The organism is Dictyobacter aurantiacus (genome assembly GCF_003967515.1).
GTDB lineage: Bacteria > Chloroflexota > Ktedonobacteria > Ktedonobacterales > Ktedonobacteraceae > Dictyobacter > Dictyobacter aurantiacus.
The window spans coordinates 1653284-1668445 of record NZ_BIFQ01000001.1; the positions used below are offsets into that span (position 1 = coordinate 1653284).

Annotated in this window: 11 protein-coding genes; 4 read left to right on the plus strand and 7 right to left on the minus strand. The window is 52.1% G+C overall.

Annotated features, from left to right (window positions below):
* Positions 1-49 precede the first annotated feature (49 nt).
* A complete protein-coding gene (locus KTT_RS06630; protein ID WP_126595225.1) occupies positions 50-1015 on the plus strand; it encodes an aromatic ring-hydroxylating dioxygenase subunit alpha in 966 nt (321 codons plus the stop codon).
* A gap of 71 nt (positions 1016-1086) precedes the next feature.
* Here KTT_RS06630 and KTT_RS06635 read toward each other — a convergent pair whose 3' ends face one another.
* Entirely contained in the window at positions 1087-2223 is a 1137-nt protein-coding gene (locus KTT_RS06635; RefSeq protein WP_126595226.1) for a tetratricopeptide repeat protein, read from the minus strand.
* A gap of 844 nt (positions 2224-3067) precedes the next feature.
* Here KTT_RS06635 and KTT_RS06640 point away from each other — a divergent pair.
* Positions 3068-4099: a gluconeogenesis factor YvcK family protein gene (locus tag KTT_RS06640; protein WP_235845624.1), complete on the plus strand. Its 1032-nt coding sequence runs from the start codon at positions 3068-3070 to the stop codon at positions 4097-4099.
* An 86-nt stretch (positions 4100-4185) separates the two neighbouring features.
* On the opposite strand, the gene KTT_RS06645 is transcribed toward KTT_RS06640, so the two are convergent.
* Together KTT_RS06645 and pdxR are read right to left on the minus strand one after the other, a co-directional pair.
* Entirely contained in the window at positions 4186-5775 is a 1590-nt protein-coding gene (locus tag KTT_RS06645; RefSeq protein WP_126595228.1) for a gamma-glutamylcyclotransferase family protein, read from the minus strand.
* A 181-nt stretch (positions 5776-5956) separates the two neighbouring features.
* On the minus strand, positions 5957-7540 hold the full coding sequence (gene pdxR, locus KTT_RS06650) for a MocR-like pyridoxine biosynthesis transcription factor PdxR (RefSeq protein ID WP_126595229.1): 1584 nt from the start codon (positions 7538-7540) through the stop codon (positions 5957-5959).
* Between the two features lie 580 nt (positions 7541-8120).
* Between pdxR and KTT_RS06655 the strand changes: the two genes are divergently transcribed.
* Together KTT_RS06655 and KTT_RS06660 are read left to right on the plus strand one after the other, a co-directional pair.
* On the plus strand, positions 8121-9041 hold the full coding sequence (locus KTT_RS06655) for an eIF2B alpha/beta/delta subunit family protein (RefSeq protein ID WP_126595230.1): 921 nt from the start codon (positions 8121-8123) through the stop codon (positions 9039-9041).
* Between the two features lie 129 nt (positions 9042-9170).
* Complete coding sequence (locus tag KTT_RS06660) at positions 9171-9506, plus strand: DUF5522 domain-containing protein (RefSeq protein ID WP_126595231.1); 336 nt, start codon at positions 9171-9173, stop codon at positions 9504-9506.
* Positions 9507-9561: 55 nt separating this feature from the next.
* On the opposite strand, the gene KTT_RS06665 is transcribed toward KTT_RS06660, so the two are convergent.
* The 4 genes from KTT_RS06665 to KTT_RS06680 all read right to left on the minus strand — a co-directional run bounded on the left by KTT_RS06665 (position 9562) and on the right by KTT_RS06680 (position 14806).
* A complete protein-coding gene (locus KTT_RS06665; RefSeq protein ID WP_126595232.1) occupies positions 9562-10539 on the minus strand; it encodes a CHAP domain-containing protein in 978 nt (325 codons plus the stop codon).
* A 223-nt stretch (positions 10540-10762) separates the two neighbouring features.
* Entirely contained in the window at positions 10763-11713 is a 951-nt protein-coding gene (locus KTT_RS06670) for a CHAP domain-containing protein (protein ID WP_160145690.1), read from the minus strand.
* Between the two features lie 473 nt (positions 11714-12186).
* On the minus strand, positions 12187-13401 hold the full coding sequence (locus tag KTT_RS06675) for an IS110 family RNA-guided transposase (protein ID WP_126594464.1): 1215 nt from the start codon (positions 13399-13401) through the stop codon (positions 12187-12189).
* A gap of 319 nt (positions 13402-13720) precedes the next feature.
* The gene (locus tag KTT_RS06680) at positions 13721-14806 is read right to left on the minus strand and encodes a CHAP domain-containing protein (protein WP_126595234.1); all 1086 of its coding nucleotides are present in this window, start codon (positions 14804-14806) and stop codon (positions 13721-13723) included.
* Between the last annotated feature and the right edge of the window lie 356 nt (positions 14807-15162).

Consider the following 15162-nt stretch of genomic DNA (forward strand, 5'->3'; position numbering starts at 1 on the left):
AATTAATCGGACGCGAAGTCCGAACTTATGGAAGAAGGGGATTTTATTTATGCTTAATGATCCGGTGCTGGTGAACGATTGGCATGTCGTCGCACGGGTAGAGGAGGTGCAGGAAGGGAAGACCAGAGCGGTCCGCCTGCTGGAAGAGGACCTGGTGCTCTGGCGCGTAGGCGGAAAGGTCTGCGCCTGGCAGGACCTGTGTGTCCATCGGGGGACCAGGCTCTCGCTTGGCAAGGTTGAGCACGGGACCCTGGCCTGTCCTTATCATGGCTGGGTCTATAATCAAGAAGGTCAATGTATACGCTACCCCGCCCATCCCAATCAGCAGCCATCAGAGCGTGCGCGGGCCAGGGTATACCAGGCTCGCGAACGATATGGCTGGATCTGGGTCTGCCTGGGAAAGGCGACCAGGGATATTCCGCATTTTCCTCAATGGGAGGACGCCAGCTATCGCAAGGTTCACTGCGGGCCATACACATACAAAGCCAGCGCGCCCAGGGCAATTGAAAACTTTCTGGATATTACGCACTTTCCGTTTGTGCACCAATCATACCTGGGAGATCCCGCACACGCTGAAGTCAATGATTACCAGGTAACAACTGATGAGGATGGTATCACGGCCAGCAACATCACCGTCTGGCAACCTGATCCCGATGGTCGCGGGCAAGGGGCCTATGTCTCCTATACGTATCGCGTGTATCGGCCGCTGACGGCTGGATTTGTGAAATCTTCGGCGGGTCCCCACTTTGCCATGTTCTTCACCATCACGCCGGTAGCGCCCAATCTTTCACATGCGTGGGCATATGTAGCTATGGATTATAGCGATCTCACCGAGAGCGAAATCCAGGGATTTCAGAACCTGATCACTATGCAGGATGTGCCGATCGTAGAATCGCAGCGGCCAGAACTACTGCCCCTGGACCTGCAGGCCGAACTACATCTGCGATCAGATCGCACCGCCATCGCTTATCGCAAATGGTTAGGGCAACTGGGATTAAGCTTCGGGACAGCTTGATCCCAATTCACATAACTGATGGGTCATATCTCTGCTGTGCTGGTACATAAAATAGATATAGGCCCACCAGATTATTTCCCATCTTCTCTAAACTGGTGGAGCACGGTATAGCCGGCGCGCCAGCATTCAATGGCCTCAGCGTCTCGGCCGAGTTCTTCCAGAACCTGCGCCCAACCACCGTAGATCTCAGCCTCATCGGCGTAAGCCTGGGTTGCGGCCAGGCACGTCTTAGCCTTCTCATACCAGGAAAGGGTCTCTTCCAACAGCTGGCGACGCCGGGTCCCGTCCTCGTGGAGAGCCGCTGCATACGTCACCTTGGCGATCACATGATAGACGCGCCCCTGCATATGCACATCATCGGTCTGCTCCATCGTCGTCAGGGCCAGCTGACAATAGCGTCGGGCCTCCGTCAGGCGCTTCTCCGCCAGACGCACCTCTGCCAGGGCGGCGCAGTTCAACATAGCCAGCGTTGGTCCCTGATAACTGGTTGCCATGGCCAGCGATTCAGTATAGTGGTCAGAAGACTCGCGATAATTGCCCATCTGCATACAGACATGGCCGAGCATATTGTGCATGCGCGCCGCCATCTGCTGATCATCGCGCGCCATATACAGGCGCAACGCCTCCTGGCCGGCATTGTACGAATCAACAAGCTTATTCATCGCACGATAGACATCGCACAGGCCATAGTAGATATCGGGCAGAGCCGTTTCATTACCGTAGTGATTGCAGAGGCGTATCGCCTCTTCGTAGTGCTCAAGGGCTGGAGTATATAAACCACGCATCAGACACGTCATGGCCAGGTAGTAACGCGCATGGATACGAACCACCGGCAGATGAACACGTCGATCGTGTAGTACCTTCAGGCAACGCGTAAAATGAAGAGAGGCATCCTCATAAGTTGAAAGGTTCACCGCAGCCATTCCCAGTCGTAGCAACGCCATCGCATGGCGCTCACGCTCCTGTGGTGTCTCTACAGCCAGGCGTTCATCCATTCCCACCAGAAGTGGTGAAAGTGTATTGAGCGCCTCCTCCCACTGTTGGCGCTGAATATAACACCAGCCAAGCAGATACGCTACTTCTTGTTGCTGCTTCTCATTATCAAGCTGCATGCTTTTCAATACGTCCAGAGCCGCGTCATATCTGCCTTCTTCCACCTGGAGTCTGGCCCGATAAAGTAACATCCTGTTATCCGCATTCTGTGTCACTAGCGCATTCCTCCCTTAAAAATAAGAGCAATTATAACACATCTAGTCTCATAGGTACACATATCACTCATGATGCGATATATTGTTTAATGGATTGATAAACCAGTGGATACCAAACTACCGTTATGCAAAATAAAACACCCTAAACCTATATTTTTATCTTATTAATAGACCAAAATAAATGAGGATTATTAAAACTTCACCAAAACTTTATCCTGTAAGGGATGGACGGGCAAAGAGTTAAAGTGTAAGGAGAAAAATTGCATGGAGAGTAACATAGAGAGCATATAAAAATACAACGGGAGTCTTGCGCCCCCGACACCGCGCCCACAAAGTGTCGAAGAGATTCCCGTTGACAACAGTATAGCGTAATTCCATTCCTTACACAAGAAGATAGGACTTATGGGAGGATAAACTGTTCAAATAACATAAGAAGAAATGCTGGCTTACAGCTATATTTGCTGCGTAATAGCATAACATATATTATAGCTGAGTATAATTCATTCGGCACCGGTAGCCAGAAACTCCTACTTAAATAAGTAGCCGATAAGGGTAGGCAAATACAATTCTTGCACGAGATATACTGTCGTGATAGACTGTCGGAAGAAAACAGACCCTTGTTTCGAAAATGATAGATATTGAAAATTATCATTTTCTCCGATTGTTTATACTACAATGTTTGCTTATCAAATATATGTCGAAAAAATAACAACGTCGTACGTATTACAAAATGCACATCATAGCGTAAGTGAGCAGACTCATGCTGTGCATCTGTATAATGCGTATTTGTGTAGAGGAACATATTGTGGATAACGAACCTGGAATCAGCCGAAGGAGAAGCCTAGTGCAGAGGAATTTGCGCACAGGAGATCAGTTTGCAGGACGCCGTGTTGTAACTATCGGCGGAGGATCAGGAACATTTTCACTCCTTTCCCATCTCAAAAAATATCCATTTAATATCACTGCTGTGGTCAATATGTCGGACAGTGGCGGTAGCTCACGCCGGCTCATGGACGAGTTCCGCCGCCAGCTGCCATTGGGCGATCTCCGCATGTCACTGGTTGCGCTGGCTCGTAACGGAGCCCTGTGGCGAGAAGTATTCATGCATCGCTTTGAAAAATCCGAAGATGCCACCGAACCCAATGCTATTGGGGGAGTTGGCGGACATAGCCTGGGCAATCTTATTCTGAAGGGTCTGCAAGATATTAACAATGAAGATCTTCTGCTGGCCATTGAAGATGCGCAAGAGTTACTGGATACCGCTGGCAACGTTGTGCCTGTAACCCTGGCTCAAACCACTATTTGTGCTGATCTTGAAGACGGCACCGCGATATGCAGTGAAACAGAAATAGATACACGAGGAGAAAAACATCCTGGTCCGCTGTCACCCATTCAAAATTTGCGCCTGATACCCGGAGATGCACCCGCTTGTCAGCAAGCGGTTCGCGCCATCCGCCGCGCTGACACCATCATCATTGGTCCCGGCGACCTCTATACCAGTCTCTTACCCAATCTACTGGTGACGGAGATTGCCCGCGCGGTACGCGAATCTGACGCGGAAAAAGTCTATATTTGTAACCTGATGACAAAGCACGGTGAGACCGATAACTACAAAGCATCGGATTTTGTCAATGTGATTCACCATTATCTAGGTGCGCGGGTAGACCGTGTCCTGCTGAATAACGGTACCTTTTTGCCAGAGGTTCTAAGCGCTTACGAGGAAAAAGGAAGCATGCCGGTACAGGTTGATCAGCAGCAAGTGGAGCGCATGGTTCCCAGCGTGGTTGTCGGGCGCTTTAATCTGGAAGGTGATTCGCTGGCGCGTCATGATCCTGAGCGCGTTGTGCATGCTATCTTTGATAATGTGATTGATTAAAATGGCAATTCTTCATTGCTATGGTGAGGGAGATATGAGGGCAAGCGTCATATTTCCCTCACCATAGCAATTATTTTTTATTCAGATCAGGGGCGCCGAAAAAACACACGCCCTTCGCAGAGGCCGGCCAGGGCGCCGACGAGTGAAAAAAGGGCGATATGGCGGTGCAGGTTCGCGCTCCAGATAAAGACACCGCTGGTTAATAAAATATAACTGAGGATAGCCAGTACCGATCCAATAAAGGGACGCGTGAACCAGGTAATAACGATAAATGTAGGGGGGCGATCTATCTGCAGGCGGCTCAGGGTAACGATGCAACTGATACATCCTCCTAAAAGTCCATACATCATAACTAGCCAGGGCACCCCCAGTGGTTCGAAGCTTTGATTAAACACCCCATTGGCCACACCCAATCCTTGAATGATGGCGACAATCAACACGATCAGCAATAGCGCAACCAGGTAGATGGCGAAAATCATCAGCCAGCGTTGTGTCTGCAGCGTGGACTGTGGCAGAAATGAACGTGGAATAAGGTTAGCAGAGGGCAGAAGTGATTCTTTAAAAACGGGCAGGGGCTCGGTATTATGTTCATTCGCGGTCGCTGTTTCACTTCCTGAACCAGACAGCATGTCCGCTGGCAGATGGGCCGAACGTAGCTCCGATACATGCGAGGAATGCAGTCCGGCCACCTGAGATGAATGAGAGATATACTGACCAAGGGGGCTATTGTGCATGGTGCTCTCCTCTGAAGCGCTATTCATGGCGCTGACACGTCGTGAGCGCTGACCCATGAAGTGTTCCCCGGCTGATTGCTCACCCTCAAGATTTACACGTTGCTCCCATAATCTCTGAATATAGCTTTCAGGTATTTTATGCTTGCGCGCGATCTGCGCCAGGCGCTGCATAAAAGCCGGATCACCGGTCCCCTGTTCAGGCAAAGTAAAGTGCAGCTGCTGATAGGCGAGATCGGTTGCGACATAGGTAGTACTGGTTATCTCACGTTCCCGATAAGATTCATGGACCGCCACCTGGATCCCCTTAAAAAACTTCTGCGGCGTGATTGCGGCATGGATAGTATCAAGCAACGATGGGTCGTTCCCGTTTGGTTCAGACACCCGGCGAGGGATGCGATAGAGCACGCCCCATACCTCCGCGTCGGGCTCTAAACTGGGGCTGATCGCGACGATGGTGGGTCCGGTACTGCCATGGATACGCTGGGCGCCAATCACGAATGTATAGCCCTTAAGGACTGCGGGGCCATACAACAGGGCCAGGCCATCCAGTCGTTCGGGACTATTTAAAATCGCGGCGTCCATTTCCAGGCCATATTCAAATAGCCAGATAAATTCCTGCTCCTCTTCGACGGGACCGGGTTGGCTGGTAGAGACCGGGGCCAATGCTTTCTCGCCATCAGACTCGCTGATCTCTTCGGGTAGGGGAGGCGCCGATGGTGCTTTCGAGGGAAAGGGAGGCGCGATCTCAGGCCGATTCTCGGCTGGATACTGGCCTCCAGAAGATATCATCATCTCATATGAAAGTGGGCGCGGAGTATTGCTACGTACAATCGGCACGCCAGGCACGACCTCTTCTCCCGATTGCCGCTCGGCGGCCGGTACCGATGTTTCTTCCCGCTGCTCCTGCGCCTCTTCAGACTTTTTCTGCTGTTTATGCTCCATTTTGATTGCAACCTCCTTCTATTCACATGCCCACCAGTCAATCAAAATTACAGCTTCTATCATGCTAAGATACTCATAATGCCCGTATCCACCAAATCAATAGGACTAATGGGGCAAAGAGAAGGCAGATAGCGAAACAGATCAGGAGCCAGCAAAACCCGTTCCACAAGGGTAGGATAGGTCAGACCATCGGCATGTGCTCGATGGGGAGATCCTGCTCCTCTGAATGCGTCCTGCGAGCCAGCAAACGACGCATGGCGACTCCGATGCGACGCACACCCTCGGTAATATGCGCCTCTTCAGGAGAGGCAAAACTCAGGCGAATATAGTGGTGTCCGCCTCCGTCAACATGGAACAGATCACCACAAACGAACGCGACCCGTTCGTGGGCCGCTTCGCGCAACAGGTGTCGCGCCTGCATCCCATGAGGCAGACGGCACCAGAGATGCATACCACCGGTAGGCGGATAGGCACGTCCCCCCGAGGGCCAGTAGGTCGCGATAGCTTCTAGCATCAGATTCAACTTATGTTGATAGCACTGGCGTGCCCGCGAGAGATGTCCATCCAGCAGATCGCGGCGTATCAATTCCGCAATAATCCACTGTCCTAACGCATTCGTATTGAGGTCAAAGGTTTGCTTATATAATCCCATGCGCTCAATCACGGGTTCGGGAGCAGCCAGCCAGGCCACGCGCAAACCAGGGGCCAGCATCTTCGAATAGGTGCTCAGATATAAGACATTGCCATAGGTATCCAGGGACTTCAGGGGCTGGGATGGCTGCTCGCCAAAGTAGATCTCGCCATAAGCATCGTCTTCAACGATAGGAACCTGGTAGCGCCTCGCCAATTGCAGCAGGCGTCGGCGCCGCTCAACGGACATCACTACACCAGTAGGATTCTGGAAGGTCGGCAGGGTATAGATGAAACGCGGCTGACGGCGAGCCAGGATCGCCTCCAGCAGATCCACACGCATCCCCTCACTATCGGTGGGGATGCCAATAATGCGCGCACCCAACGCCCGAAACATCTGGATCGCACCCAGGTAGGTTGGCACCTCGACCACAACTTCATCGCCAGGTGAAAGTAGGAAACGCCCCAGCAATCCCAAACCCTGCGTGGAACCCGAGAGGATCAGGATGTTCTGCACATCTACGCGCACGCCGCGGGTGCGCATGCGAGCCGCGATATGGCGGCGCAAGCTTAAGAGGCCGTCAACCGGGCAATAGCCCAGCGCACTGCGTTGAGCTTCAAGCGGGCTATCGGCCATAATCGACCGAATCAGGTCGGCCGGCAACATATCGGCGGAGGGTGTCCCCTGGGCCAGCGAAATAATCTCTTCCCCGGCTTTCAGCGAGGTTAGTTCGCTTACCGCGCGCGTGTCGCGTCCGATAAGTGAATCCTCATTTGCCGCCAACCCCAGCAACCAGGAGGGTGTGGTCTGATCAAAATAGTCCTCCTCCGGACGAAGAGAGCCACGCTTCACCAGTGTTCCCCGTCCTACATGTCCCTCAATCAAGCCCTCGGCCGACAAATCGTTATAGGCATTCATGACCGTTGTACGGTTTACGCCCAGTTCCCGAGCCAGCGTACGTTCAGGAGGGAGGCGCGTCCCCTCGGGCAGTTCGCCAGAAAGGATCGCCTCGCGCAACCCCTGGCTGATCTGCCGATAGAGCGGAATACCATTTGAACGCTCAAGATGGATAAACGAACGAATGGATGCCATAAACAAAGGCAATGGCTGATAGTTGGTCTGTGCCTGTCCCATGTCTTCCTCCCAATTGGCTGTTGATATCAACAGTGTAACCAATCCAATCGCTACCCCACAAGAGCCAATTAAAGGCAGCAAGCACCCAGCCAATTGTAAGAGCAGGTCTTACAATTGGCTGGGGGTGCTTGAGCACCCCCGCACTCGCGTCCGCTGCGCGGCCGCGTTAGTTTTTATATATGGGAGCTAGAGGTGGAGGGCGCCTCAGCGCCCTCCACCTCTAGCTCCCATATATAGACTGGTGTGCACTGCTGATACCGCACTAGTATTTATAAGTTGGGGCAGCAGGGCGCCTCAGCGCCCTGCTGCCCCAACTTATAAATACTAGTGCGGCCGCGCAGCGGCCGCGCGTGCGGTGATACGCACGTGCCCCTATAAGACAGGAGTAAGACACTCTTTTTTAGGAAGAGAGAAAGAAGCCCAAAACGACAAAATTGAAAAATAACGATGCGATCTAGCTGGGAGTATCCAGGGGGCTGGAGGTTATGCTACACTAAATCGCATCGTCTAACCTATCAAAAGACGAATAGCAACCCATATCAGTTAATTTTTTTCTTTATGTAAAGTGAAGTAATGGTGTATGGAAACAGTTGAACAACGTATTCAGCAGGTATGCGAAGATCGCGAACATGGCTCCCGCTGGCTGGTCAAAGAGACGATTACAATTCTGCGCGACCTGGCGCGGGATGAGCAGCGTCCAGCATCCGAACGCCTGCGGCTCCTGGCCAGCGGTGCCCGGCAGATCGTTCAGGCCCGACCGGCCATGGGGGCGCTCAGCAGCGCGGTCGGACACGTCATACAGGCGCATGAAGAAGGATTGGAGGCCATGGGGAAGGCGGCTCAGCAGTTACTGGACGACTATGCATCGGCGACCGGGCGCATGGCCGAACATGCACGTCCCTATGTAAAGGGGCGACTGATGACCTGCAGCATCTCAGGAACCGTTTTAGAGGTTCTGGTAGCACTGAAGGATCAGATAGAACATGTCACAGTGCTGGAGGGCCGTCCTCGTTACGAAGGGCGCGCCATGGCCCAGGCCCTGCATGAAAAAGGGATTGCGGTCACCATCATTACCGATGCACAGGCGGATATTTTTTTGCCACAATGCCAGGGTGTGGTCGTAGGGGCCGATAGCCTCCTGATCAACGGAGATTTGCTGAATAAAGCTGGAACCACGCTACTGGCCTGGGCCGCCCGTGGGCACGACGTCCCTTTTTACGTCCTCAGCGAGACGCTTAAGATCTCACCCAAACGCTGGCACGAGCACGATCCAGCACGCATAGCCAGCAACCTGGCGCTTCTGGAAGAGAAAGAGCCTCAGGAGGTTTTTGCCGATGCTCCATCCGGCATTCAGGTGCGCAACTTCTACTTCGACCATACCCCCTACCGGCTCTTGACGCACGTCATCACGGAAAACGGCTTGCTAGACAGAAGAAGAATTCGAGAGATCGCGGTCACGACCAGGGCTAATGAACGGCTGCTATCGAAGTGGCATCCATAGGAGGCAACCTTGCCCTGTCCCACTTTTTTCAGCTACAATACTTCAACAGGTAGTGCATTCTCAGCAAGACTGTGCCAGCCAGGCGTAAAAATGATATATAAGTGGATGGGTACAGGGAAAGGTCTAATTATGTACTTGAGGAAAGAAGAAGGGGATTGGGAGGTAACATCAAATGGTTTGTATGTGGCAACGCGAGGCTATCTTATTCGTCGCGGCTTCTGCTGCTCCAACCGCTGTCGAAACTGCCCGTACATCAACTGGCATAACAGTTCCCACTGGCAACCTCTCCCGGCCGAATGCATTAAACGCACGCGGGTCTCACCCAGATCGATCTGCGCCGCCCAGGCCCTGCTGGCCTATCACGAGCAGCAGCTCACGGATAGTCCACCTGAGGAGAGGACAAGGCATCAGGAAATGATTGCCCACTATACACGCCTGCTCACCCAATGGGGAGACAAAAAATGAGGAAGGCCAATACAGTGTTGGCTCTTCCTCATCATTTCAACCAGGTCAATACAGGTTATGGATGCCAGATAAAAGAGACCCCCGGGCCCGGTTGATACGTATTCCAGGAAAAGACTCCCCAACCGACAACATTCCAATTGGTGGTGGCCACCGAACCATCGGCGTTTATTTTCTCAACCACGGCTACGTGCCCCGCCCAACCGGCATACTGCGTACCTGGCTGCAGCACGATAATCGAGGGCACATGAGGTTGGGAAGAAACAACCCAGCCAGCGGCAGCCGCACCGGCCGCCCAGGCCGAGGCATTACCGCTCCACGTGACGGCGTAACCGGTCAAATGGTGGTACTCATAGTCGGCCCAATAGGTACACTGTCCCGGCGTAAATGGATTTACAAAGCTGCTATCAGCGATCGTACCGGTGCTAGAAGAGATCCCATTCGTCGTACCGGTCGAGGTAGGCCCCGTCTGCTGTGCGGGCTGTTGATTTGTCTGCGTGCCATCAGGCAAAGTAAAATTATTCTGCACGCCAGCAAAAGAATACTTACCGCCGGCGCCATTATATTCAAAGCCATCCTGCGTCACCGCGGTCGCCGTGGCGGCCTGGGCCGCGATCAACGCAGTATTATTCTGCTGTGACGTAACCGTATTAGAGCTCTGATGAAATATATTTCCCCAACCATTCGCCAAACCAGAACTTACCGGTATCACAGCTGCTAGAGCACCAATTATAACCGCCACCAGGGCAACTGTAGCACCAATATTGACGACAGCCTTTCGTCCCGTGGGAGGGCGCAATGTACCGGAGCTTTTTTTGCCAGTACCAGGAATGAAGATTGGTCCGCGTTGAGGGGAAGTAAGTTCCTTATTCGCACTGGAAACAGCAGCTGGCTGTACCTCTGTCCCCTTCACCACCGCTGGCAACTGCTCAGCAGGAAGCTGGGATGTGGCAACACCACCTTTTGGCTGGGAAGAAGTGTCAAAATCCAGCTGTTCTACGTCGGACGACGTAGCAGTGTGTTCATTCGAAAACATGTATACTTCCTTCACTTGGATAAAACATCTCTTAAGAGTCGCAAGCCATGCGTTTCTCTAGACTTCCGACCCCAATTTATCTAATTACACCTATGTGCGTCAATTTATTGATACTTATTAGGACTATGTACCCATGCGGTTTTACTTTTTTTTGCAAAAATAGCCACATAAAAAACAAAGTGGAGATAGAATATTCCTATCTCCACATGCATAGAATTATCGCTTAACCCGGGAACCAGATAAAGGTCACGCCAGAACCAGGATAGAAGGTCCAGTAGGTAGTTGTAGCCCAATTGCCATTCCAGTTCCAGTTACTGGTTGAGACGCCATTGTAGGGATTGCTAACACCTGTCTCAACGACCGCGACGTGACCATAGGCGCCAGCGCCTTCAGTGTAGGGGGCCAGCACAATGATCGATGGTCCATATGGATTGGGGACCGACGATGTCTTCCAACCATACGCGGGGGCCTGATAGGCCCACTGATAAGCATTACCCAGCCAGGGGACCCAGTGACCGGTCAACTGGTGATAGCGCATATTAGCCCAGTAGGTACACTGGCCATAGAAGAAGCGGTTTAAGCTACCTTGATCTTGAGCGGGGATAATGTTAGTAGTGACTGTAGGAGCTGCCTGAACACCGGCGTACACCTGGTTACCAGCGTCAAAGCCATCCTGCGTCACCGCGGTCGCCGTGGCGGCCTGGGCCGCGATCAACGCAGTATTATTGCCTTGAGAGGTTTTGGTGTCGCTGCCCGGATTAAATATCTTTGTCAGGGTACTGCTAGCCTGGCCATTACTGGTAGGAAGGACAGCGGCAAACGCTCCAATGACGATGACAATCAAGGCTACCGCCACACCGATATGCACCACGGTTCGCCTCCCCCTGGGAGGACGCAACGTCCCCGTGCTTTTCTTACCAGTGGAAGGAATAAATACAACCTCACGGAGCGGATCGGTGGTTCTCGGTGCGATACCAGGCATAGCTCCGGCATCTAGAGGCATAGGGACAAGGGGGGCCTGCGCATCACCGGGGGCAGCCATTGGAGTATTTGGGACAGGGACACCTCCCTGCTCCATCAACATGCTCGGAGCGCCTCCCCCATTGGACGCCGGAGGAGTAACGCCTTGGTGTTGCTCAGTATCGGCATTACGGGAACGATCACGAAATAACATACACATTACCTTTAGTTTTACAAGGGTGCATCAAAAGATGACGCTCCAAATAGATTTTTTCAAATACTCAACCTGACTTTACATAATTAGCGGCGTTTCAGTCAATTAATCAGACCTCTTTTAGGACCATATAACTATCGCTTATTTGCATATAAGAATTTTAATGTGGCCTAATACTCCTCTTACAAAAAGGGCGCGGCCCTTGTGATCCTCCAGGTGCCACCACGCGGGTGGCGAAAGAAAAGATCCTCTATGTCAAGTCTAAAAAGCGCATCAAGAAAAGCTGAAAGGGGGAAATGAAACTGGGGAAACAAGGACTGCCTTCAACTGAGCATGAAGGAGCATATCATGCCGCAGCGCGGTGTCAAGCCGCTTCACTTTCCTTGACACCGCGCTGCTTGCATGATCAGAAGAAGACATGCTCAGCTGAAGGCAAAAAAACAGGCGGTTTTGCCTTTCAAAGATGGCCCTTTCTATGCGGCTCTGGGAGCATGAGCCAGCTTCGCGGACTGAAAGATGGCAGCGTCATAGCACTCGTGCTTGCTCCAGAGCGCAAAGAGGATTCTCACCCACAGATTAGAAAGGGCACGAACGGCTTCCGTATGGCTTTTCCCTTCACTTCGTTTACGCAGATAGTAATCCCTCGCCCAGGGTTCTTGTTGGGTACTTTGCCACGCAAACTGGTGCAAGGCATTGCGCAGAGGTTTACTACAGGCATAACGGCGGTGGGCTTTCGCGTAGGTTCCACTCTGAAAGATGACGGGCGAGGTTCCAGCCAACGCCTGCAAATTGCTCGCTCGCAGGTAGCGGCTTCTCTCATCCCCAATCTCCGCCAACAGTCGAGGGGCGAGCCGTTTTCCAGCACGGGGCAAACTGCTGAAAATCGGACTGTCAGCGTGGGTCAAAAAAAGGTCTTCAATCACCTTATCATATTCGGCGATCTCTTCCACCAGCGGCAGCAGTTGCTTGACTTGGACCAACATCAGGCGGGACTTGGTCCGCGTTGTAATCGCATCAGCGGTCAAATGGGATTGATGCAGCCTCTGGAAGATCAAGGGCGCTGCCTTTGTCGGATTGGTATGCCTTCCCTGGCGCAATGTGACCTCAATCTCTTGTACCGAGGCCCCCATAGCCGCTTGCGGAGTCGGATAGGTTTGCAAAAACATCAGCGTCGAATGCTGCTGAAGCTTGGCAAACAACTGCAAAGCCACTGGATAGTATGCTTTGAGGCAAGCTGTCAACTGGTTTACCAGTCGGGTCTGGCTCTGAATCAAGCTATCTTGATCGCGGGTCAATGCTTTCAATTCAGCAATGATGTCGCTATCAGGTTTCAAGCGCCGCAAGTCCACCAGTTCAGCCCGTCCATGTTTCGCCAACAGGTAGGCATCAAGCGCGTCCGTCTTTACCCCAGAAGCTGGCCGCCGACGATCAACCGTTTTGGGATGAACTGGATACACGTGCCAACCTGCTTCCAGCAGCGCAGTGATCAGCAGCCCACGAGATGTTTCGATGATGCAAGCCATCTGGTCTCGATCATCTGGGCCAGTAATATCTTCCAAGAAGGCATTCAGGTGATGCAAGCCTTCAGGCGTATGGTTGACGCGCAACGATCCAACTTGGCGGCCAGCATCGTCAATGACCAACACATCGTGGTGAGCGTTCGCCCAATCAATACCAGCATACCACATAGCAAACTCCCTTCTCGAAGAGAACTGTTCCTGGGTCAGCGTGTTCTTATACTGCGGTGCTCAATGAAGGCACGATCCTCTAATGGACGCTCCATCCAGGAACAGCAGGAGGCGAAGCGCGATCTTTTCTAATTGGTCGAGCCAGGTGAAAGAGGTAGACTTTCGCCTCCTGCGTTCGACTCGTTTCTGGAGCAAGTGTACCGCTTGCTCCGTCCCTCTCTCGAGAGGGCTTGTAAACATATTACTGTATAAGAAGAGAGAGTTGGTGCGCGAGGGCCTGATCGGCCCTCGCGCACCAACTCTCTCTTGGAAGATGTACTTAATTGGGATACCAGATAAAGCTGATACCGCGGCCAGGATAGAAGGTACGCATAGAGAAGGTAGCCCAGTCCCCGTTCCAGTTCCAATTGCTGGTCAGTACACTTCCATCGGCATTGATCCTCTCCACTACAGCGACATGGCCGTAAGCACCCGCCCCCTGAGCATAGGGGCTAAAAACCATAATCGATTGGCCCATTGGATTAGGGGTATCAGAGATCGTCCAGCCATACGCCGGCGCCTGGTAGGCCCATTGATAGGCATTACCCAGCCAGGGGATCCAATGGCCGGTCAACTGGTGATAGCGCATATTGGCCCAGTACGTACACTGACCATAAAAGAACTGGCTCAATCGACCATAGTCGGCCGCGGGAAGATGGATATTCACCGGGGCCGCCTTTACCCCTGCGTAAACATGGCCACCCCCGGGATCGTAGCCGTCAACAGTAACCGCTGTAGCGGTAGCCTCCTGCGCGGTGATCAAAACTGTATCATTTTTGTGGACCGAGGCAATGTGGAAAGTGAAAGGGAAGGTGCTCCCTTCATGGCTATTACCAGCATCGACCGGCATCAAAGCCATCGTCGCCCCCAATGCGAGAAATAAAAATAAAAAGCTGAGAGCGCTATGGACCACCAGGCGCCTTCCTCGCAGCGAGGTCTTTCCAGAGGGAGGCGTTCTACCGCCTCCGGGTGCAATAACCAGCGATGGTGACGCGCTTCCCCGGGATCTAATAGAAGCAGATGCGATCTCCTCGGTTTTTTGTTCGGTAACAAACTGCTGCGTGCAATTAACAGGGCCCACGGCAGGGGGTATGGCAGGCGCGCTACTGGAGAATGGAAAGGGTTGCCCACCTCGGGCGATACGTTGAAAGGTCTCATGCGGTGGCGCGAGATACTCTCCCGGACCTGCTGGTGGAAAAAGAGGAGGTGTATGGACGGCATCATAAGATAAAAATTGCATATGCTCTGGAAATGGTAACTGTTCTATGGGGACACTACGCGGGACAGCTTCATTCGCCAGAGGAGCTATGCGACTACGCTGCCGATAGCTGCTTTTACGCTTATGGTAACGCTCAGAAGACAACATTACGTACAACCTTCACAATCCAGCCGAGCTACACTACAACAATACGGCCCAACTTCAGAAGCACTCGACTCCTGTTTATAACTTTACCCATGTAATGAGAAAAGACAAAATACGTTCTTTTGCCATAGGAAAATAATCCTACGCTATCAACGGCTAAAAGCATATAAATAATTTTATATACCATAACATAATTTTCTATCTTATCGCATGTTTTATGCTGTTTTAAATAAATATGTTAAATATAGTTATCTAAAGCATGCATCAAATAAAGCATTTTCATCTTTAGCACGATACCTGATTGCTGTCCAATAACCATCATTCATGATAGGATATGGTTAACGTTCTGAAATGGCGAT

Excerpts from the sequence above, each read along its gene's own strand:
- KTT_RS06665 (WP_126595232.1), bottom strand. The coding sequence starts at position 10,539 with ATGTTTTCGAATGAACACACTGCTACGTCGTCCGACGTAGAACAGCTG.
- pdxR (WP_126595229.1), bottom strand. The coding sequence starts at position 7,540 with ATGGGACAGGCACAGACCAACTATCAGCCATTGCCTTTGTTTATGGCA.
- KTT_RS06670 (WP_160145690.1), bottom strand. The coding sequence starts at position 11,713 with ATGTTATTTCGTGATCGTTCCCGTAATGCCGATACTGAGCAACACCAA.
- KTT_RS06630 (WP_126595225.1), top strand. The coding sequence starts at position 50 with ATGCTTAATGATCCGGTGCTGGTGAACGATTGGCATGTCGTCGCACGG.
- KTT_RS06655 (WP_126595230.1), top strand. The coding sequence starts at position 8,121 with ATGGAAACAGTTGAACAACGTATTCAGCAGGTATGCGAAGATCGCGAA.
- KTT_RS06660 (WP_126595231.1), top strand. The coding sequence starts at position 9,171 with ATGTACTTGAGGAAAGAAGAAGGGGATTGGGAGGTAACATCAAATGGT.
- KTT_RS06645 (WP_126595228.1), bottom strand. The coding sequence starts at position 5,775 with ATGGAGCATAAACAGCAGAAAAAGTCTGAAGAGGCGCAGGAGCAGCGG.
- KTT_RS06675 (WP_126594464.1), bottom strand. The coding sequence starts at position 13,401 with ATGTGGTATGCTGGTATTGATTGGGCGAACGCTCACCACGATGTGTTG.
- KTT_RS06680 (WP_126595234.1), bottom strand. The coding sequence starts at position 14,806 with ATGTTGTCTTCTGAGCGTTACCATAAGCGTAAAAGCAGCTATCGGCAG.